Source organism: Streptomyces sp. NPDC047974 (genome assembly GCF_040653375.1).
Taxonomy (GTDB): domain Bacteria; phylum Actinomycetota; class Actinomycetes; order Streptomycetales; family Streptomycetaceae; genus Streptomyces.
This window is the reverse complement of the sequence record NZ_JBEZNU010000008.1, coordinates 214532-233217: the sequence shown is the minus strand read 5'-3', so window position 1 is coordinate 233217 and position 18686 is coordinate 214532. Positions and strand designations below refer to the sequence as shown.

The window sequence follows — 18686 nt, the reverse complement described above, 5'->3', positions numbered from 1 at the left end:
CCCGCCCCGGGAAGCTCACCCGTTCGGCGCATACCAGATCGTTACGGGTGGCCAGGTCGCATTCGGGCAAGAGAGGGAGAGCGCTGCCCCTCGGCGCCCTCGGCGGCCTACTGTGGTGACCGTGCGTCTCGTCCCGCACCGCCGCGCGAGGGCTCTGCGCGGCCGTGCGACCGGACGAACGGCCCCGCGCCATGCGCCCCGCCCCGAAGCCGGCGGGGCGTACGAGCGGCGGCCGGACGCCACCACGGCCGCCTCGCCGCGGCCCATCGGACAGCGACGGCACCGCCGCCTGTGAGAGGGACGGGAATGGAACCGACCGAGAGTGCCGCACCGGTGTCACGGCCGCGTGGCCGGGTGCTCCCCGCAGGCTTCACCGGCCTGCCCGCCGCCGTGCTGGGCACGGCCGCCGCCGTGCTCGTCACCGGCCTCCAGCAGGCCCTGACCTCCGGCCACCCGCTCTTCCCCGGCGGCGTCGCCGGCTGGTCCCTCGCCCTCCTCACCGGGCTCATCGTCGGCCACCTCGTCGCCCTCGGCCGCGAGCGCTGGTGGGGCGGCACCGGCTCCGGCGCCGCCCTCACCCTCGCCGTCCTGCTCCTGTACGGCTGGGTCCCCGCCGGACTCGTCTCGCTCACCGTCGTCGTGCTCGTCAGCGCCGCCCGCCGGCACCGCTGGCGACAGGGCCTGCTGCACGGCGCCGCCGACATCCTCGGCGTCGGCGCCGCCGCCCTCGTCCTCGCCCTCTTCGGCGACGTCCCCCGCGTCGACAGCCCCTGGCAGCCGCTCGACTGGGGGATCGCCGACGCCCCGGAGATCGTCCTCGCGGCCGGCGCCTACCTCCTCGCGACCCGGCTGCTGCTGTGGTACACCCTCGCCCCGCCCGGCCGCGGCCTGCCCACCGTCGCCCGCACCGCGCTCCTGCGCCAGGGGCTCGTCGCCGTCGCCCTGCTCGGCATCGCCCCGCTGATCTGCGTCGTCGCCGCCGCCCGCCCGGTCCTCCTGCCGCTCTTCGCGATCCCGCTGATCGCCCTCGACTCCACCCTCTGGATCGCCCGCGCCCGCGCCGAGGAACAGCTCAAGGACCCCCTCACCGGCCTCCCCAACCGCCAGTGGCTCCTGGAGCGCACCTGGACGGCCCTGGAGGACGCCGAGGAGGAGGAGGCCCGCGCCGCCCTCGTCCTCATCGACCTGGACCGCTTCCGCTCCGTCAACGACACCCTCGGCCACCTCGCCGGCGACCGGCTGCTCCTCCAGATCGCCGACCGGCTCCGCCTCGCCCTGCCGCGCGGCGCCGAGGCCGCCCGGCTCGGCGGCGACGAGTTCGCCGTCCTGCTGCCCGTCGCCGACTCCACCACCAGCGCCCAGCGGGTCGCCCGCCACCTCGTCGCCGAGCTCTCCTCCCCGCTCGACCTCGACGGCCTCGTCCTCGTCCTGGAGGCCAGCGCCGGCGTCGCCGTCTACCCCGACCACGCCCGCGACGCCGAGGGCCTGCTGCGCCGCGCCGACGTCGCCATGTACCAGGCCAAGCGCGACCGCACCGGCGTCGAGGTGTACGAGTCCAAGCGCGACTCCAACACCCCCGACCGCCTCGGCCTCCTCGGCGACCTGCGCCGCGCCCTGGACGCCGGCGAGGTCGAGCTCCACTACCAGCCGAAGGTCCGCTTCGACGGCCAGGTCGCCGGTCTGGAGGCCCTCGTCCGCTGGGTCCACCCGGAGCGAGGAAAGGTTCCACCGGACGAGTTCATCGCCATCGCCGAGTCCTCCGGCCTGATGCCGCACCTCACCGAGTACGTCCTGGAGACCGCCCTCGCCCAGGTCGCCCGCTGGCGCGCCCAGGGCCTGGAGGTGCCCGTCGCCGTCAACGTCTCGCCGCGCGACGTCCACACCCCCGGCTTCGCCGGCGCCGTCGCCGCCCGGCTCGCCCGTCACGGCGTCCCGGCCGGCTCCCTCCAGCTGGAGATAACGGAACACGTCCTCCTGGAGGACCCGCAGCGCGCCGCCGACACCCTCAACGGCCTCACGGGCCACGGCGTCAAGATGTCCCTGGACGACTTCGGCACCGGCTACTCCTCCCTCGTCCACCTGCGCCGGCTCCCGGTCAGCGAGCTGAAGATCGACCGCTCCTTCGTCGCCCGGCTCGCCGTCGACACCGAGGACGCCGAGATCGTCCGCTGCACCGTCGACCTCGCCCACTCCCTCGGCCTGCTCGTCGTCGCCGAGGGCGTCGAGGACGACGAGACCTGGGAGCGGCTGCGCGACCTGGGCTGCGACGCCGTCCAGGGCTGGCTGGTCTCGGCCGCCATGCCGCCCGCCGAGACCACCGCCTGGCTGCGCGCCCGCGGCGAGCACGGCTGGCGCCGGGCGGTCGACATCGCCCCCGTGACCGAGCAGGCCCCGGCCCCCGGACACGTCGTGCAGTGATCCGGAGGCCCCCTGACGCCCCTCGCCGCCCGGGCGAGGGGGCCGTCCGGGCCGACCGTTTCACGGGGAGGGGCGCGGGCCCCCTAGGATTGGGCCCACACCATCAGACTCACCCCAGAGGATCGCTGCATGCCTGGCATCACGCGCGAGGAGGTCGCACACCTCGCTCGGCTGGCGCGTCTGGAACTCGCCGAAGAGGAACTCGACCACTTCGCCGGTCAGCTCGACGACATCATCGGCGCGGTCGCCCGCGTCTCCGAGGTCGCCGAGCAGGACGTCCCGCCGACCTCCCACCCGCTGCCGCTGACGAACGTCATGCGCGCGGACGAGGTCCGCCCTTCGCTCACCCCCGCGCAGGCGCTCTCCGGCGCCCCCGCCCAGGAACAGCAGCGTTTCAAGGTGCCGCAGATCCTGGGGGAGGACTGATCATGACGGACATCATCAAGCTCACCGCCGCCGAGACCGCCGCGAAGATCGCTTCCGGCGAGCTGACCGCGGTCGAGGTCACCGAGGCCCACCTGGCCCGCATCGACGCCGTCGACGAGAAGGTCCACGCCTTCCTGTACGTCGACCGCGAGGGCGCCCTCGCGCAGGCCCGCGCCGTCGACGAGAAGCGCGCCCGCGGCGAGAAGCTCGGCCCGCTGGCCGGCGTCCCGCTGGCCCTCAAGGACATCTTCACGACCCAGGGCGTGCCCACCACGGTCGGCTCGAAGATGCTGGAGGGCTGGATCCCGCCGTACGACGCCACGCTGGTCAAGCGCCTCAAGGCCGCCGACGTCGTCATCCTCGGCAAGACCAACATGGACGAGTTCGCCATGGGCTCCTCCACGGAGAACAGCGCCTACGGCCCGACCGGCAACCCCTGGGACCTCACCCGGATCCCCGGCGGCTCCGGCGGCGGCTCCTCGGCCGCGCTCGCGGCCTTCCAGGCCCCGCTGGCCATCGGCACGGACACCGGCGGCTCGATCCGCCAGCCCGCCGCCGTCACCGGCACCGTCGGCGTCAAGCCGACCTACGGCTCGGTCTCCCGCTACGGCATGGTGGCCTTCTCCTCCTCCCTCGACCAGGGCGGCCCCTGCGCCCGTACGGTCCTGGACGCGGCCCTGCTGCACGAGGCGATCGCCGGCCACGACCCGCTGGACTCCACCTCCGTCGACCTGCCGGTCCCGCCGGTGGTCGAGGCCGCCCGCAACGGCTCGGTGGCCGGGATGCGCGTCGGCGTCGTCAAGCAGTTCCGCGGCGAGGGCTACCAGGCCGGCGTCATGCAGCGCTTCGACGAGTCCGTCGAGCTGCTGAAGGAGCTGGGCGCCGAGGTCGTCGAGCTGGACTGCCCGACCTTCGACCTGGCCCTCTCGGCGTACTACCTGATCGCGCCGTCCGAGTGCTCGTCCAACCTGGCCCGCTTCGACGGCCTGCGCTACGGCCTGCGGGCCGGCGACGACGGCACCCGCTCCGCCGAGGACGTCACCGCCCTGACCCGCGAGGCCGGCTTCGGCCCCGAGGTGAAGCGCCGCATCATCCTCGGCACGTACGCGCTCAGCTCCGGCTACTACGACGCGTGGTTCGGCTCGGCCCAGAAGGTCCGCACCCTCATCACCCGCGAGTTCGAGAAGGCCTTCGAGCAGGTCGACGTGATCGTCTCCCCGACGACCCCGACCACCGCCTTCCCGATCGGCGAGCGCGCCGACGACCCGATGGCGATGTACCTCGCGGACCTGTGCACCATCCCGACCAACCTGGCCGGCAACGCCGCCATGTCGCTCCCCTGCGGCCTGGCGCCGGAGGACGGTCTCCCGGTCGGGCTGCAGATCATCGCCCCCGCCATGCAGGACGACCGGCTCTACAAGGTCGGTGCCGCCGTCGAGGCCGCCTTCGTGGAAAAGTGGGGTCACCCGCTGATCGAGGAGGCTCCGTCGCTGTGAGTACCAGTGCGCTGCAGAAGGCCAAGGGCTTCAAGAAGTCCAAGACCGGTACGTACCTGTCCATGGGCACCACCGCTTTCGGCGCCGTCGCCGTGACGAAGCAGATCAAGAAGGCCCGCGCCGAGCACGACACGCTGAAGCTCGTCGACGCCGTCGTGTCCGCCGCCGCCATCGTCACCGGCCTCGCGATCCTGTACCGCGAGCTGAAGCGCCTCGGCGACGACGACGTCCTGCTGGGCTGAGAGGGAAAGTTCCACCGTGACTGTCACTGAACTGCTGTCGTACGAGGCGGCACTGGCCTCGTTCGACCCCGTCATGGGCCTTGAGGTCCATGTCGAGCTCGGCACGAAGACGAAGATGTTCTGCGGCTGCTCGACCGAGCTGGGCGCCGAGCCCAACGCGCAGACCTGCCCGACCTGCCTCGGCCTGCCCGGCGCGCTGCCGGTCGTGAACGAGATCGGCGTCGAGTCCGCCATCAAGATCGGCCTCGCGCTGCACTGCGAGATCGCCGAGTGGTGCCGCTTCGCCCGGAAGAACTACTTCTATCCGGACATGCCGAAGAACTTCCAGACCTCCCAGTACGACGAGCCGATCGCCTTCAACGGCTACCTGGACGTCCAGCTGGAGGACGGCGAGGTCTTCCGCGTGGAGATCGAGCGCGCCCACATGGAGGAGGACACCGGCAAGTCCACCCACATCGGTGGCGCGACCGGCCGCATCCACGGCGCCTCGCACTCGCTGCTCGACTACAACCGGGCCGGCATCCCGCTGATCGAGATCGTCACCAAGCCGATCGTCGGCGCCGGCGAGCGGGCCCCCGAGGTCGCCAAGGCGTACGTGGCCGAGCTGCGCGAGCTGATCCGCGCCCTGGGCGTCTCCGAGGCGCGCATGGACAAGGGCCAGATGCGCTGCGACGTCAACCTGTCGCTGATGCCGAAGGGTTCCGAGACCTTCGGCACCCGCTCGGAGACGAAGAACGTGAACTCGCTCCGCTCCGTGGAGCGGGCGGCGCGCTTCGAGATCCAGCGTCACGCGGCGGTCCTGGAGTCCGGCGGCACGATCGTGCAGGAGACCCGTCACTTCCACGAGGACGACGGCTCCACCACCTCCGGCCGCATCAAGGACAACGCCGAGGACTACCGCTACTTCCCGGAGCCGGACCTGGTCCCGGTCGCCCCGGCCCGTGAGTGGGTCGAGGAGCTGCGCAAGGGCCTGCCCGAGCTGCCGCGCGTGCGCCGCAACCGGCTGCGCGAGGAGTGGGGCGTCTCCGAGCAGGAGATGCAGTCCATCCTCAACGCGGGCGCGGTCGACCCGATCGTCGCCACGATCGACGCGGGCGCCGACGCGGCCTCCGCGCGCAAGTGGTGGATGGGCGAGCTGGCCCGCAACGCCAACGAGAAGGGCGTCTCCCTGGAGGAGCTGCCCATCACGCCGGCGGACGTGGCCCGGGTCTCGGCCCTGGTCACCGGCGGCGACCTCAACGACAAGCTGGCCCGCCAGGTCATCGAGGGCGTCCTCGCCGGCGAGGGCACCCCGGACGAGGTCGTCGAGAAGCGCGGTCTGAAGGTCGTCTCCGACGACGGCGCGCTCGGCGCGGCCGTCGACGAGGCCATCGCGGGCAACGCGGCCATCGCCGACAAGATCCGCGGCGGCAAGGTCGCGGCGGTCGGCGCGCTGGTCGGCGCGGTCATGAAGGCCACCCGTGGCCAGGCCGACGCGGCGAAGGTCAAGGACCTGATCCTGGAGAAGCTGGGCGTCAGCGAGGGCTGAGCCCTCCTGCCCGTACGCCTGGAAGAGCGGCCCCGCACCGGAGTTGTCCGGTGCGGGGCCGCTCTTCCGTACGCGTACGGGCTACCGCTTGAGCATCGGGGCGGCGATGACGCCGTTGCCCGAGTCGGTGCAGGTCGCCTCGACCTTGAGCCGCAGCCGCAGGGCGCCCTCGACCTTCAGGGAGGCGTCGATGGGCTTGCCGAGGTCGACGGTCTCGTTGAAGAGGGCGGGCTTGTCGTCGATGGAGACGATGATCCGCGCGGTCTCGATGCTGGAGCCGTCGTCGACGCCGGCCGTGAAGGTGAAGGTCTTCCACTCCCGGTTGAGGTCGTACTCGACGTAGGCGCCGCTGTAGCAGTCGCCGATCAGGGCGGCTCCGTACTCCTTCGTGTTGATCTTGGCGCTGCCGATCTCGAAGTCGTCGGGGTCGCTGACGGAGGCGAGGGTGGTGAGGTCGGCCTCGGTCGCGTCCGGCACCTGGCCGGGGTCGACGGTCGGACTGCCGCTCTCGGTCGGCGCCTCGGTGCTCGGCTCCGCGGTCGGGGACTCGGTCGTCGGCTCCGCGGTGGGCGCCTCGGTCGTCGGCTCCTCCGTGGGGGCCTCGGTGGTCGCCGAGGCCGAGGTCGTGGTGCTCGGTCCTGCCTCGTCGTTCTTGCCGTCCTTCGCGTCGCGGTCGCCGAGCAGCCGGATGCCGACCACGGCGAGGACGGCGACCAGGAGGACACCGGCGAGGGCGCCGATCAGCGGTCCCTTGCGGCGCCTGCGCGGCTCCGGAGAGCGCTGCGGCAGGGACCCGGTCGGTCCGCCGGGCCCGCCGACGGTGGGCATCCCGGCCGTCGGAGGCCCGAACCCCTGCCCGCCGTAGCCGGGCCCGCCGTACGCGGGGGCGCCGGCGGTCGGCGGACCGTACGCGCCCTGCCCGGCGTCGTACCCGACGGGCGCGGACGGAGCGGGCGCGGGCGCCGGCGCCGGCGTGGAGACCTGCGGCTGGACCTGCTGCACCGGCTGAGCGGGCTGGACAGGCGGGGGAGTGGGCGCGGTGTCCTGGACCGGCGGGACCGCCGCGGCCGGCTGGGCGGGGGGCTCGGCCGGCGGGGGCCCCACGGGCGGGGCGACGGGGAGCGGAGGCACGGCCGGCGCGTCGGCCGGACGCGGGGGGACGGCGTCCTGCGGGACGGCGTCCCGCGGGGCCGCGTCCTTCGGCGGCGCGTCCTGCGGGGTCGCCGGGCGGGAGGTCGTCGTCGTGGAGACGACCCCGTGCCGGACCTCCTTGACCCAGGCCGACAGCGACAGCGGCCGCCTGTCCGCGTCGGCCGCCGCGATGGCCAGCACCTTCCGGCGCTGCTCCTCGGAGAGCCCGGCGATCTGCGGCACCGTGCCGAAGGCGGCCGCCAGCTGTTCGGGCGTGGCCGGCGGCGACTGGCCGCTCAGCAGGAAGTAGGCGATGGCCCCGAAGGCGTACCGGTCGGTGGCCGGGGTCCGCTTGCCCTCGAAGATCTCCGGCGCCGCGTAGCCCGGGGTGAACCACACCTCGGCGGTCTGGTGGTCGGCGGTCAGCTTGCTGAGGCCGAAGTCGACGAGGGTGGCCTGGCCGTGCTCGTCGACCATCACGTTGCCCGGCGAGAGGTCGCCGTGGACGACGGTCCGGCCGGACGGCGTGGCCTTCCCGGAGTGCAGCCAGTCGAGGACGTCCGCGAGCTGTTCGAGCGTCCGCATGACCTCGCGCCGCTCGGCGTGGGTGGTCAGGGTCCGCTCGGCGCGCCAGTCGCGCAGGTCGAGGCCGTCGACGTGGTTCATGACGAGGACGAGGGCCCGGCCGGTCAGGGTGCCGGACTCGCCGGCCGCGTGGATGGGCGGTCCCTGGAAGTGCTCGCGCACGCCGACGACCCCCGGCCGGCTGACGAACCGGAGCAGCTCGGCCTGCTCGTTCCACTTGCGGCTGACCCGCTCGAAGATCTCGGGCGTGATCGTCGTCTTCGAGTCGAGGACCTTGACGACGACGGGCTCGGTGCCGCCCGCGAGCTCGATCTCCGCGAGATAGAGCACCGCCTCGCCGCCGCGTCCGATGGAGCGGAGCAACCGGTAGCGGTCCGGCGCGGAATCGGGTCCGATGTGGTGTGCCGACTTGCTCAACATTCCCCCAGGGCACAGTGAATGACAGAAGGTCAGCTTGCCGTTCGGGGGAGTCGGGGGTCAACCGAGGTGCGTGGCGTCGCCCCGCGCCGGCGGAGACGGTACCGGACGGGCGCGACCATGATCCCTTCGCATGCGCGTACGCACCGGGGCCCTCCCCCGAGCCGGTGTGACATGGCCATGTTGCTAGTGTGAAGCGAGGGGCTCGCGCGCGTGAGGTCCGCGGGCCGGTCACAGGGGTCGACGAGGGGGAGCAGGATGTCCTGGGACGAGTGGGAACAGCTCAAGACCGACCACGCGCAGAGCCCGGCGGCCGGGATGCGGCTGAACGGACTTGACGGAAACGCGGGCGCGACGGCCGGGTCCGGGGACCTCGTGGTGAACCGCGACGACCTCGGGGCGATCGGACACGAGGCGTACCTGCTGTACGGCCGGCTCTCCCGGGACGGCGACCACGCCAGGCCCTCGACCTTCGACGCGTCGATCGCCCTCACGAACGGCAACTTCACCAGCGGATCGGAGCTGCTGAAGGTGCACGACCGGTGGAACAGCCAGCTGCGGACGCTCCTGGACGCCTGCGCCCGGATCTCCAACCACCTCGACTACACGAAGTCCACGCACGCCAAGGACGACGTGGACATCGCGGGCGACCTGCTCTCCACGTCCAAGATCGACGAGTACTTCAAGTAGAGGACCCGGGGGAACCGCCGTGCTGACATTCGAAGACGTCGTGAACGCGCCCGTCGCCAAGCTGAAGCAGGCCGCGGACGACTGGTCGGAGATGACAACCAGGCTGAAGACGCTCGCCACCGACGCCCGCGAGGGGATGAAGGCCAAGACCGACAAGGCCCAGTGGCAGGGCGTCAACTCCGACGTCACCCGGCCCTTCATCGACAAGACGGCCAAGGAGTTCGCGGACGCCGAGGCGCAGGCGAAGGGCATCCAGCTGCTGCTCGCCGACGCCCACACCTCCTTCCTGGCGGCCAGGGACGCCCTCGTCCGGATCAGGGACGAGGAGGGCCCGGCGGCCGGCGTCCACGTCGACGCGAAGGGCAAGGTCACGCCGCGGCACGACCTGGAGAAGGACGTGACGGCGCGCCACGACCCGGACCAGGCGGGCTACGCCGAGGCCGTGCGGAAGCAGAAGGCGGCCGTGGTCTCCTGGCAGGCGAGGATCGACCGCATCGTCGAGGACTGCGCCGACGCCGACGACTCGCTGCGGCGCGCGCTCGCGGCGAACGTGAAGGACGACCACAACTTCACCGCGCCGACCTACCAGAGCCTCGACGAGGAGCAGGTCGCCCGGGCCGCGGACCTGCTGAAGAAGGTCACCGGCGAGGGCGGCACGGCACGGAACGTCGCCGAGCTGAAGGAACTCGAAGAGCTCCTGGACGACAACCGGAACGACCCCGAGTTCGCGACCGGCTTCTACCGGTGGGTGGGTCCCGAGGGAACGCTCGACGCCTACGCGAAGATGTCGCTGAACGCGACCTCCCTCGGCCCGGCCGGCCAGGACCGCGTCGACATGGTCCGCAACATCCAGTCCGACATGGGCGCCATGCTCGGCCTCGCCACCCAGCGGACGACCCCGAACCACCTCGACGTCGCGTGGACCGAGGGACTCCTGAAAGCCGGCCGCAAGGAGCTCGACGTCCCCGGCGTCGGCTTCTCGAAGATCTACGGCTACCAGGCCCTGAGCGGCCTCCTCCGCGACGGCACGTACGACAAGGACTTCCTGGTGTCCGTCGGCCGCGACATGGTCGCCATGGACCGCGAGGACCCGGGCCGCTGGGGCCACTCCCTGCCCACGGACATGGACGTGCGCATCAACCTCGACGAGAAGGGCGGCAAGGGCTTCAACCCCCTCACCGGCCTCATGGAGGCCATGGCCAACAACCCGGCGGCCTCCGCGGCCTTCTTCGACGAACAGCTCCGCGGCGACACGAACAAGGACGGCATCGTCACCCTCGCGGACGAGGAGCTCACGGGCAAGGACGCGAAGAGCGTCGTGGACCACATGCTCGACAAGAAGCCCACGGACGACTACTACGACACGGTCTCCGGCGGCACCGAGCAGAACCCCGGTCAGGCGGCCACCGGCAACGCCCTGGAGGCGGCCGTCACCGGCCGCGTCCCCGGCGACGAGAACGCCAAGCCCGTGGAGCACACCAAGACCATGGCGAGCGTCATGGAGAAGGTCGTCGAGAAGATCGGCAACGCGCCGGAGCTCGTGACCGACGACGGGCCCCTCAGCGGTCTCTCCCCGAACTTCGGCAACATGGCGGCGGAGTACATGCCCGACCTCCAGGCCGCCGCGGAGAACGGTGCGAACCAGGCCATGCCGTTCGGCGAGATGGCGAAGTTCAAGAAGGACGAGATGGCCTTCTTCCTCGGCGCGGTCGGCCAGGATCCCGACGCGTACGGCGCGATCACCAACGCCCAGCAGGCGTACACGACCATGCTGGTGGCCGACGTCTTCCAGCACCCCGAGAAGCACGGCGACCCCGGCGAAGCGCTGAAGAACGCCGTTCATCCCGGAGGCGAGATCGCGGGCATCATGACGGAGGCGAGGGCCCAGGCCGTCCACGACGCCAAGGCGCACGAGGCGGAGGAGTACAACAAGGGCACGGAAGAGAACGCGAAGTGGACGAACCGGATCATCGACATGGTCGGCGGGAAGTACATCGAGATGATTCCCGTGGGCGGTGACGTCATCACCTGGATCAAGGAGGACGTCACCGAATCGGCGGTGGAGAGCGCGAAGCAGGACAAGACGGCCGAGGGCAGCAGGGAGACGGCCGCGGACTACGCGCAGTCCGAGGCAGCCGTGAAGGAGGCGGCCGCCAGGGCGGTGGAAGCGGCTGCGCGAGGCACCAACCTCACTCCCGAGCAGATCGAGGAGTATCAAGGCACCGCGTCCGTCGGTGCCGGCACCGCCCATTCCGTCGGGCGCGACCTGGTTTCCAGTGCGAAGGGGTGAGGCGATGAGGCGCGTACGCCGGCTCAGGAAGACGGCCATGGCCGCGGTGGCCGGTGCGGTGGCGCCGGTGTTGCTGGCGGGCTGCGCGGAGGACAAGCCGAAGGCGGCTCCGGAGCTGCCCGCGCGCGTCTGCTGGGGAGCCTTCTCCGGCAGCGAGGTCACCCCGTTCCTCCCCGCCGGGGAGAAGGTCACCGTCAGCGACGGGGATTTCGTACTGGACGAAAGCCTGGACTCGGAGACCTGCAGCGTCGATGTCGACGGGATCACCCGGTTCACGGCCCATGCCACGTTCCGGGAATTCGAGCGCTCGATCGAATGGTCCTCCTGGGACTCGCACGATCCTCGCCCCCTCGACGTGGGCAAGGGGGGCATCATCTGGGACGGTGGCGCCGCCACGCACTTCGTCTGCGAGCCGTCGACGTCCCCGTCCGACCCGGGGAAGTACATCGCCCTGTACGTCGACACCCTCTGGAAGGTCGACACGGAGAAGACGCAGAGCGCGGTGCCCGGGCTCCTGGAGAAGTTCATGGCCTTCGCCCAGCGCGAGCTGAAGTGCCCCGCAGGGTGACGCGCGGGTCCCGTTCGAGGAGCGCGGCCGCCGTCCTGGCCCTGGCCGGGCTTCTGGTCGGCTGCTCGCCGGGCGAGCCGAAGGCGGCGCCGGAGCTGCCCGAGCGTATCTGCTGGGGGGCCTTCTCGGGGCCGGACGTGAACAGGATCCTGGCTCCGGCCGAGAAGGTGAACCACCGGGCGAGGCATTTCGTACTGGCCGACGCGGGGGACCGGACGTCGTGCATGGTCTACGCCGACAGGGCCACCTCGTTCAGGGCCGGGGCCGAGCTCCTGGATTCGGAGGGAGACGCCGAACGGGAACTGTGGAGTTTCCCGGACGCGCTCCCCCTCGACGCGGGCAGCGGCGGCTCCATCCGGAACGGCGGCGCCACCGCCTACGTCGCCTGTGAGCCCGCCGCCTCCCTCACCCACTCGGGAAAGTACCTCGCCCTGGACATCGACTTCACCGGCGTGCCCGACGAGGCGAAGGCGCAGGAAGCCCTGCCGGGGCTGATGGAGGACTTCATGGCCTTCGCCCAGCGCGAGCTCGACTGCGCCTGACGGCGGTGCCGCCGTCGACCCCGCACGATCTGTGAGGATCGACACGAAACGGGCAAACGATCACGTTTGGCTGCGAGAGTGGGCCGCGAGCACCGATCCAGGCAGGGAGCACGTCCTTTGGCAGCCATCGCACGGTGGTTCATCCGGCACCGCCTCGTCGCCGTCCTCCTGTGGGTCCTCGCCCTCGTCGGGATCGGCGGCGCCGCCGCCTTCGCCGGCAGCGCGTACTCCAACGACTACGAGGTGCCCGGCACCGAGTCCGGGCGGGCCACGGCGCTGCTCGACCGGGGCTTCCAGGGGCTCGGCGGCGACACCGACACCATCGTCTGGCACACCGAGCGCGGCAGCGTCCGCGCCGACGCCGTGCAGGAGCGGATCGGGCCGATGCTGGCGGAGGTCGCGGACCTTCCCGGCGTCGCCGCCGTCGCCTCCCCGTACGGGACCGGCGCCGCTCCCGGGCAGGTCAGCGAGGACGGGCGTACCGCCTACGCCACCGTGACCTTCCGCGAGCAGGCCGACGACATCCCCGTCGAGCAGGCGCGGGCCCTCGTCGACACCGCGAAGGCCGCCGGGACCGAGGGGCTCCAGGTGGAGCTCGGCGGCAGCGCCGTCGCCCTCACCGAGGCGCCCGGCGGGCACATCGCCGAGGCCGTCGGCGTGGCCGTCGCCGCCGTCGTCCTCTTCCTCGCCTTCGGCTCCCTCGCCGCCTCCCTGCTCCCCATCGCCACCGCCCTGGTCAGCGTCGGCATCGCCTACTCCGGGATCGTGCTCCTCGGGCACGTGATGACCGTCGCCGACTTCGCGCCCATGCTCGGCATGCTCATCGGCCTCGGCGTCGGCATCGACTACGCCCTCTTCATCGTCACCCGGCACCGCAAGGGCCTGAAACGCGGCCTGAGCGTCGCCGAGGCCGCGGAGACCGCCGTCGCCACCACCGGCAGGGCCGTCGTCTTCGCCGGCGCCACCGTCTGCATCGCCCTCCTCGGCATGCTCATCCTCCGGCTGAGCTTCCTCAACGGCGTCGCGATCGCCGCCTCGCTCACCGTCGTCCTGACCGTCGCCGCCTCCGTCACCCTGCTGCCCGCGCTGCTCTCCCTCATCGGGATGCGCGCCCTCTCCCGGCGCGAGCGGCGCGCCCTCGCCGAGCACGGCCCGCAGCCCGAGCTGCCCACCGGCTTCGCCGCCCGCTGGTCCGCCTTCGTCGAGCGCCACCCCAAGCTCCTCGGCGCCGTCGCCGCCGTCGTCATGGCCGTCCTCGCGCTGCCGACGTTCTCGCTCCACCTCGGCACCTCCGACCAGGGCAACAATCCGGCCACCGCCACCACCCGGCAGGCGTACGACCTCCTCGCCGACGGCTTCGGGCCGGGCGTCAACGGCCCGCTCACCCTCGTCGCGAGCCTCGACGGCGCCGACGACCGGATCGCCCTCGACCAGCTGCCGGACGCGCTCGCCGCCACCAAGGGCGTCGCCTCGGTCTCCCCGGTGACGTACAACGGCTCCGGCGACACCGCCGTCCTCACCGTCGTCCCCGACTCCTCGCCGCAGTCCAAGGCCACCAGCGAGCTCGTCGACCGGCTCCGCCAGGACGTCGTCCCGGCCGCCGGGACCGGCACCTCCCTCGACGTCCACGTCGGCGGCATCACCGCCTCGTACGACGACTTCGCCGAGATCATCGTCGGCAAGCTGCCGCTCTTCGTCGGCGCCGTCGTCGCCCTCGGCTGTCTGCTCCTGCTGCTCGCCTTCCGGTCCATCGGCATCCCGCTGAAGGCCGCCGCCATGAACATCGCCGCCGTCGCCGCCGCCTTCGGCATCGTCGTCGCGATCTTCCAGTGGGGCTGGGGCAGCGAGCTCCTGGGCCTCGGCAGCTCCGGCCCGATCGAGCCCTTCCTCCCCGTGATCATGGTCTCGGTCCTCTTCGGCCTCTCCATGGACTACCAGGTCTTCCTGGTCAGCCGGATGTACGAGGAGTGGCTGGAGACCGGCGACAACCGGCGGGCGGTCCGGGTCGGCCTCGCCGAGACCAGCCGTGTGATCAACTCCGCCGCGGTCATCATGATCTCGGTCTTCCTCGCCTTCGTCCTCTCCGGCGACCGGGTCATCGCGATGTTCGGCATCGCCCTCGCCGCCGCCGTCGCCCTCGACGCCTTCGTCCTGCGCACCCTCCTCGTCCCCGCCCTCATGCACATGCTCGGCGGAGCCAACTGGTGGCTGCCCCGGAGCCTCGACCGGATCCTGCCCCGGATCAGCATCGAGCCCCCGGAATGCCGGGTCGCCGCCGATGCCCGTGCGAAGATCCCCGGGCAGCGAGTGACGGCACCGGCCACGGAGGAGAACGAGGATGTTCGCGATATCGCTGGGTGACGACGGCGCCGAGCTGAGGCCGCTGGAGCCCTGGCAGGCGGAGGAGTTCCTCGCCCACATGGACCGCGGCCGGGAGTACGTCGGCACGCACATCGGCCTCGCCGACGTCGTCCACGACCTCGACTCCGCCCGCGCCTTCCTCCAGGGCTACGCCGACAAGACCGCGCACGACGCCGGACGCCTCTACGGCATCTGGACCGACGGCACCCTCGTCGGCGGCGTCATGTTCCGCACCATGGACGTGGCCGCCGGCAACGCCGAGGTCGGCTGCTGGCTGGAACCCTCCGCCGCCGGCCGCGGCCTGGTCACCCGCGCCTGCCGGACGATCATCGACTGGGCCGTCGAGCGGCGCGGGATCCACCGCGTCGAGTGGTACGCCTCCACCGCGAACACGGCCAGCACCGCCGTCGCCCACCGCCTCGGCATGACCAGGGAGGGCGTCGTCCGCGAGAACTACACCCACCGCGGCATCCGCACGGACACCGAGATCTGGGCCGTCCTCGCCCCCGAGTGGCGCGCCGCCCGGTCCGCCTGAGGCCCCCGGACGGCACCCCGGGAGTGCCTAAGGCACCCCCGGGCCCTCCCTAAGGCCCCCCGCACCGCGAACATGCGGCACTCGCCCGATGCCCCGGCACCGGCTGGGCGAGGAAGGTGGAGGCATCGCAAGGAGCGATACCGACACCGAAGCCCAGGGAGCACCCCATGTTCGCGTACGAACTCCACCGCACCGCCCACGCCGAGCTGGTCCGCGAGGCCGCCGCCCAGCGCCTCGGCCGCGAGGCCGCCCGCGCCGCCAAGGCCGCGCGGGCCGGCCACCGGGAACCCGAGGGGCGGGTGAGTACCGGCAAGGACCGCTACGCCCAGGTCGCGTGACCCCCGTATGAGCGACCGGCAGGGCGCCTGTGCGATGCTCGGCGCCGTGGAGACCAGGTCCGTCAGCCCCGTCTTCGTCGGCCGCGCCGGCGAACTCACCGCCCTCACCGAGGCGCTCTCCCGCGCGACCGCGGGAGAGCCCCAGGCGCTGCTCGTCGCCGGCGAGGCGGGCGTCGGCAAGACCCGGCTCGTCGAGGAGTTCCGCGACGCGGCCTGCGCCGCCGGCGCCGTCGTCGCCCTCGGCGGCTGCGTGGAGCTCGGCGCCGACGGACTCCCCTTCGCGCCCTTCTCCACCGCCCTGCGGACCCTGCGCCGCCGCCTCCCCGAGGAGCTCACCGCCGCCGCCGACGGCCACGAGGGCGAACTGGCCCGCCTCCTCCCCGAGCTCGGCGACCCCGGTGCCGCGGACGCCGGCGACGAGGACGCCACCGCCCGCCTCTTCGAGCTCACCGTCCGCCTCCTGGAGCGGCTGGCCGCCGATCGGACCCTCGTCCTGGTCCTCGAAGACCTCCACTGGGCCGACACCTCCACCCGCCACCTCCTCACCTACCTGCTGCGCACCCTGCGCCGCGGCCGGATCGTGGTCGTCGCCACCTACCGCGCCGACGACATCCACCGCCGCCACCCGCTGCGTCCCCTGCTCGCCGAACTCGACCGGATGCGCACCATCCGCCGCATCGAGCTCTCCCGCTTCACCCGCACCGAGGTGCACCGCCAGCTCACCGGCATCCTCGCCGCCGAGCCCGCCCCCGTCCTCGTCGACGAGATCTTCGACCGCTCCGACGGCAACGCCTTCTTCGTCGAGGAACTCGTCGCCTCCCGCTCCTGCGGCGACGGCGCCCACCCGCTCAGCGACTCCCTCCGCGACCTCCTCCTGGTCCGCGTCGAGGCCCTCCCCGAAGCCGCCCAGCGGGTCGCCCGGATCATCGCCGAGGGCGGCTCCACCGTGGAGCACGGCCTCCTCGCCGCCGTCTCCCGCCTCGGCGAGGACGAACTCATCGAGGCCCTGCGCGCCGCCGTCGGCGCCAACCTCCTCCTCGCCGTCCCCGACGGCGACGGCTACCGCTTCCGCCACTCCCTCGTCCGCGAGGCCGTCAGCGACGACCTGCTGCCCGGCGAACGCTCCCGCCTCAACCGCCGCTACGCCGAGGCCCTGGAGGCCGACCCCGGCCTCGTCCGCCCCGACGAGCGGGCCACCCGGCTCGCCACGTACTGGTACCACGCCCACGACCCGGCCAAGGCGCTCCCCGCCGTCCTCGACGCCTCCGTCGCCACCCGCAAGCGGCACGCCTACGCCGAACAGCTCGGCCTCCTCGAACGGGCCATGGAACTCTGGGACGAGGCCCCCGCCGGGATCCGCGCCGGCCTGCGCCCCATCGACTACGCCGAGTCCTACCCCGCCTGCGGCTGCGACCCCGAGACCACCCCGCTGCGCCACCTCGACCTGCTCGCCGAGGCCGCCGTCGCCGCCCGCCTCTGCGGCGAACGCGAACGCGCCCTGAAGATCGGCAGGATGGCGCTGCGGCTCCTCGACGGCGACGACGAGCACGACCCGCTGCGCGCCGCCTGGTTCTGGGCCGAGCAGGCCCGGCTCCAGTCCAACCTCGGCCGCGGTGACGGCTGGACCGAGATCTCCCGCGCCCAGGAACTCGTCAAGGGCCTGCCGCCGTCCGCCGTCCACGCCACCGTCCTGGCCGGCGCCGCCGGCTGGGGCATGCTCCGCAAGCCGGGACCCGAGGCGCTCGCGGCCGCCGAACGCGCCGTCGAATACGCCCGCCTGGTCAAGGCCGAGGCGACCGAACTCAACGCCCGCCTCACCCTCGGCACCATCATGGTCGCCGCCGGAGACCGCGAGGCCGGTCTCGCCGAGATGCACGCGGTACGCGAACGGACCACCGCCCTCGGCCAGTTCCACGAAACGGCCCGCGCCCACATCAACATCACCTCCGCCCTGGAGTCGCTCGGCCGCTCCGGCGAGGCCGTCGAACTCGCCGACGCCGGCCTCGAACTGGCCCGCGCCCGCGGCCTGGTCGAGGCCGCCGGCTGGATCCGCGGCAACAGGGCCGAGTCCCTCTTCTCCCTCGGCCGCTGGGAGGAGGCCCGCACCGAGGCCGAACGCCTCCTCGCCTCCGTCACCAGCACCAAGCCGCGCGCCTCCGCGCACCTCCGGCTCGCCCAGATCGCCGTCGCCCGCGGCGAGACCGCCACCGCCGCCCACCACCTCGACGAGGCCCGTGGCGTCTACGGCAGCCGCGACCCGATCCCGCAGTACACCCTCCCGCTGGCCGGCATCGACGTCGCCGCGGCCGCCGCCGAGGGCCGGCTCGCCGACGTCCGTGCCCGGCTCGCCGCCGTCGCCGAGGCCGGTTTCCCGCCCGGGACCCACCGCTACGGCTGGCCCCTCGTGCTCGCCGCCGTCACCGCCGAGGCCGACAGCCGCGGCCTGCCCGCCGCCGAGCAGGGCCGCGCCGAGGCGCTGGCCGCCATCCGCCGCTGCGTCCGGGCGCTCGCCGCCCCCGCCGCCGTCTGGACCGCCCACTCGGCGCAGGTCGGCGAGGAACTGGCCCGCGCCGAGGGCCGCGAGACCGCCGCCCGCTGGACCGAGGTCGTCGAGGCGTGGACCCCGCTCGGACTGCCCCACCCGCTGGCCCGCGCCCGCCACCGGCTCGCCGACGCCCTCCTCGCCGGGGGCGGCCGCCGCGAGGAGGCCACGGCCCTGCTCCGGCAGGCCCAGGCCACCGCCGTCGCCCTCGGCGCCCACCCGCTGCGCGAGGACGTGGAACTGCTCGCCGCCCGCGCCCGGATCTCCCTGACGGACGACCCCGGCCCCGCCGTCCCGGACACGGAGCCCGAGGCCGACGCCTTCGGCCTGACCCCCCGGGAGCAGGACGTCCTGCGCCTGGTCGCGGCCGGCCGCACCAACCGGCAGATCGCCGAGGAGCTGTTCATCTCGCCCAAGACGGCGAGCGTCCACGTCTCCAACATCCTCGCCAAGCTCGGCGTCTCCGGCCGCGGCGAGGCCGCCGCGATGGCCCACCGCCTCCACCTCCTCGACGCCCCCCGCTGATCCCGCGCCCTGCCCCGGAACCCGTATCGTCACCCGCCCCGAGGCCGGGTCC

14 protein-coding genes are annotated in these 18686 nt (G+C 73.0%); 13 read left to right on the top strand and 1 reads right to left on the bottom strand.

Translation table 11 applies throughout. From position 1 onward, the window contains the following. Nucleotides 1-306 precede the first annotated feature (306 nt). The 5 genes from AB0E19_RS14665 (at nucleotide 307) to gatB (ending at nucleotide 6110) form a co-directional block, all read left to right on the top strand. Nucleotides 307-2418 carry a bifunctional diguanylate cyclase/phosphodiesterase gene (locus tag AB0E19_RS14665; RefSeq protein ID WP_362178595.1) on the top strand — a complete coding sequence of 704 codons (2112 nt, stop codon included), beginning with the start codon at nucleotides 307-309 and terminating at the stop codon, nucleotides 2416-2418. Nucleotides 2419-2547: 129 nt separating this feature from the next. Then, nucleotides 2548-2844 (top strand): Asp-tRNA(Asn)/Glu-tRNA(Gln) amidotransferase subunit GatC, encoded by a 297-nt coding sequence (gatC, locus tag AB0E19_RS14660; RefSeq protein WP_030750846.1) that lies wholly within the window; start codon nucleotides 2548-2550, stop codon nucleotides 2842-2844. Nucleotides 2845-2846: 2 nt separating this feature from the next. Next, nucleotides 2847-4340 carry an Asp-tRNA(Asn)/Glu-tRNA(Gln) amidotransferase subunit GatA gene (gene gatA / locus AB0E19_RS14655; protein ID WP_362178590.1) on the top strand — a complete coding sequence of 498 codons (1494 nt, stop codon included), beginning with the start codon at nucleotides 2847-2849 and terminating at the stop codon, nucleotides 4338-4340. After that, entirely contained in the window at nucleotides 4337-4582 is a 246-nt protein-coding gene (locus AB0E19_RS14650) for a hypothetical protein (RefSeq protein WP_356722984.1), read from the top strand. The genes gatA and AB0E19_RS14650 overlap by 4 nt, the downstream gene beginning before the upstream one ends. 16 nt (nucleotides 4583-4598) lie before the next feature. After that, the gene (gene gatB, locus AB0E19_RS14645) at nucleotides 4599-6110 is read left to right on the top strand and encodes an Asp-tRNA(Asn)/Glu-tRNA(Gln) amidotransferase subunit GatB (RefSeq protein ID WP_362178586.1); all 1512 of its coding nucleotides are present in this window, start codon (nucleotides 4599-4601) and stop codon (nucleotides 6108-6110) included. An 81-nt stretch (nucleotides 6111-6191) separates the two neighbouring features. On the opposite strand, the gene AB0E19_RS14640 is transcribed toward gatB, so the two are convergent. Beyond that, on the bottom strand, nucleotides 6192-8246 hold the full coding sequence (locus tag AB0E19_RS14640; protein ID WP_362178583.1) for a protein kinase: 2055 nt from the start codon (nucleotides 8244-8246) through the stop codon (nucleotides 6192-6194). Nucleotides 8247-8501: 255 nt separating this feature from the next. On the opposite strand from AB0E19_RS14640, the gene AB0E19_RS14635 reads away from it, so the two are divergent. The 8 genes from AB0E19_RS14635 to AB0E19_RS14600 all read left to right on the top strand — a co-directional run bounded on the left by AB0E19_RS14635 (nucleotide 8502) and on the right by AB0E19_RS14600 (nucleotide 18634). Continuing rightward, nucleotides 8502-8933, top strand: coding sequence for a hypothetical protein (locus AB0E19_RS14635; RefSeq protein ID WP_362178579.1), 432 nt, complete (start codon nucleotides 8502-8504; stop codon nucleotides 8931-8933). Nucleotides 8934-8952: 19 nt separating this feature from the next. Beyond that, entirely contained in the window at nucleotides 8953-11223 is a 2271-nt protein-coding gene (locus AB0E19_RS14630) for a hypothetical protein (protein ID WP_362178577.1), read from the top strand. A gap of 4 nt (nucleotides 11224-11227) precedes the next feature. Next, nucleotides 11228-11791 (top strand): hypothetical protein, encoded by a 564-nt coding sequence (locus AB0E19_RS14625; protein WP_362178574.1) that lies wholly within the window; start codon nucleotides 11228-11230, stop codon nucleotides 11789-11791. Continuing rightward, nucleotides 11788-12333 (top strand): hypothetical protein, encoded by a 546-nt coding sequence (locus tag AB0E19_RS14620; protein WP_362178571.1) that lies wholly within the window; start codon nucleotides 11788-11790, stop codon nucleotides 12331-12333. Before AB0E19_RS14625 ends, AB0E19_RS14620 begins: the two co-directional genes overlap by 4 nt. 117 nt (nucleotides 12334-12450) lie before the next feature. Then, nucleotides 12451-14694, top strand: coding sequence for an MMPL family transporter (locus AB0E19_RS14615; protein ID WP_362178568.1), 2244 nt, complete (start codon nucleotides 12451-12453; stop codon nucleotides 14692-14694). After that, nucleotides 14672-15229: a GNAT family protein gene (locus AB0E19_RS14610; RefSeq protein ID WP_362178565.1), complete on the top strand. Its 558-nt coding sequence runs from the start codon at nucleotides 14672-14674 to the stop codon at nucleotides 15227-15229. The genes AB0E19_RS14615 and AB0E19_RS14610 overlap by 23 nt, the downstream gene beginning before the upstream one ends. 167 nt (nucleotides 15230-15396) lie before the next feature. Further along, on the top strand, nucleotides 15397-15567 hold the full coding sequence (locus AB0E19_RS14605; protein WP_362178562.1) for a hypothetical protein: 171 nt from the start codon (nucleotides 15397-15399) through the stop codon (nucleotides 15565-15567). 7 nt (nucleotides 15568-15574) lie between these two features. Next, nucleotides 15575-18634 (top strand): AAA family ATPase, encoded by a 3060-nt coding sequence (locus AB0E19_RS14600; protein WP_362178559.1) that lies wholly within the window; start codon nucleotides 15575-15577, stop codon nucleotides 18632-18634. The last annotated feature ends 52 nt before the right edge of the window (nucleotides 18635-18686 follow it).

What these genes read in the sequence shown, in the direction of transcription:
- AB0E19_RS14665 (WP_362178595.1), top strand. Translation starts at nt 307, where the DNA reads ATGGAACCGACCGAGAGTGCCGCACCGGTGTCACGGCCGCGTGGCCGG.
- gatC (WP_030750846.1), top strand. Translation starts at nt 2,548, where the DNA reads ATGCCTGGCATCACGCGCGAGGAGGTCGCACACCTCGCTCGGCTGGCG.
- gatA (WP_362178590.1), top strand. Translation starts at nt 2,847, where the DNA reads ATGACGGACATCATCAAGCTCACCGCCGCCGAGACCGCCGCGAAGATC.
- AB0E19_RS14640 (WP_362178583.1), bottom strand. Translation starts at nt 8,246, where the DNA reads ATGTTGAGCAAGTCGGCACACCACATCGGACCCGATTCCGCGCCGGAC.
- AB0E19_RS14635 (WP_362178579.1), top strand. Translation starts at nt 8,502, where the DNA reads ATGTCCTGGGACGAGTGGGAACAGCTCAAGACCGACCACGCGCAGAGC.
- AB0E19_RS14625 (WP_362178574.1), top strand. Translation starts at nt 11,228, where the DNA reads ATGAGGCGCGTACGCCGGCTCAGGAAGACGGCCATGGCCGCGGTGGCC.
- AB0E19_RS14610 (WP_362178565.1), top strand. Translation starts at nt 14,672, where the DNA reads ATGTTCGCGATATCGCTGGGTGACGACGGCGCCGAGCTGAGGCCGCTG.
- AB0E19_RS14605 (WP_362178562.1), top strand. Translation starts at nt 15,397, where the DNA reads ATGTTCGCGTACGAACTCCACCGCACCGCCCACGCCGAGCTGGTCCGC.
- AB0E19_RS14600 (WP_362178559.1), top strand. Translation starts at nt 15,575, where the DNA reads ATGAGCGACCGGCAGGGCGCCTGTGCGATGCTCGGCGCCGTGGAGACC.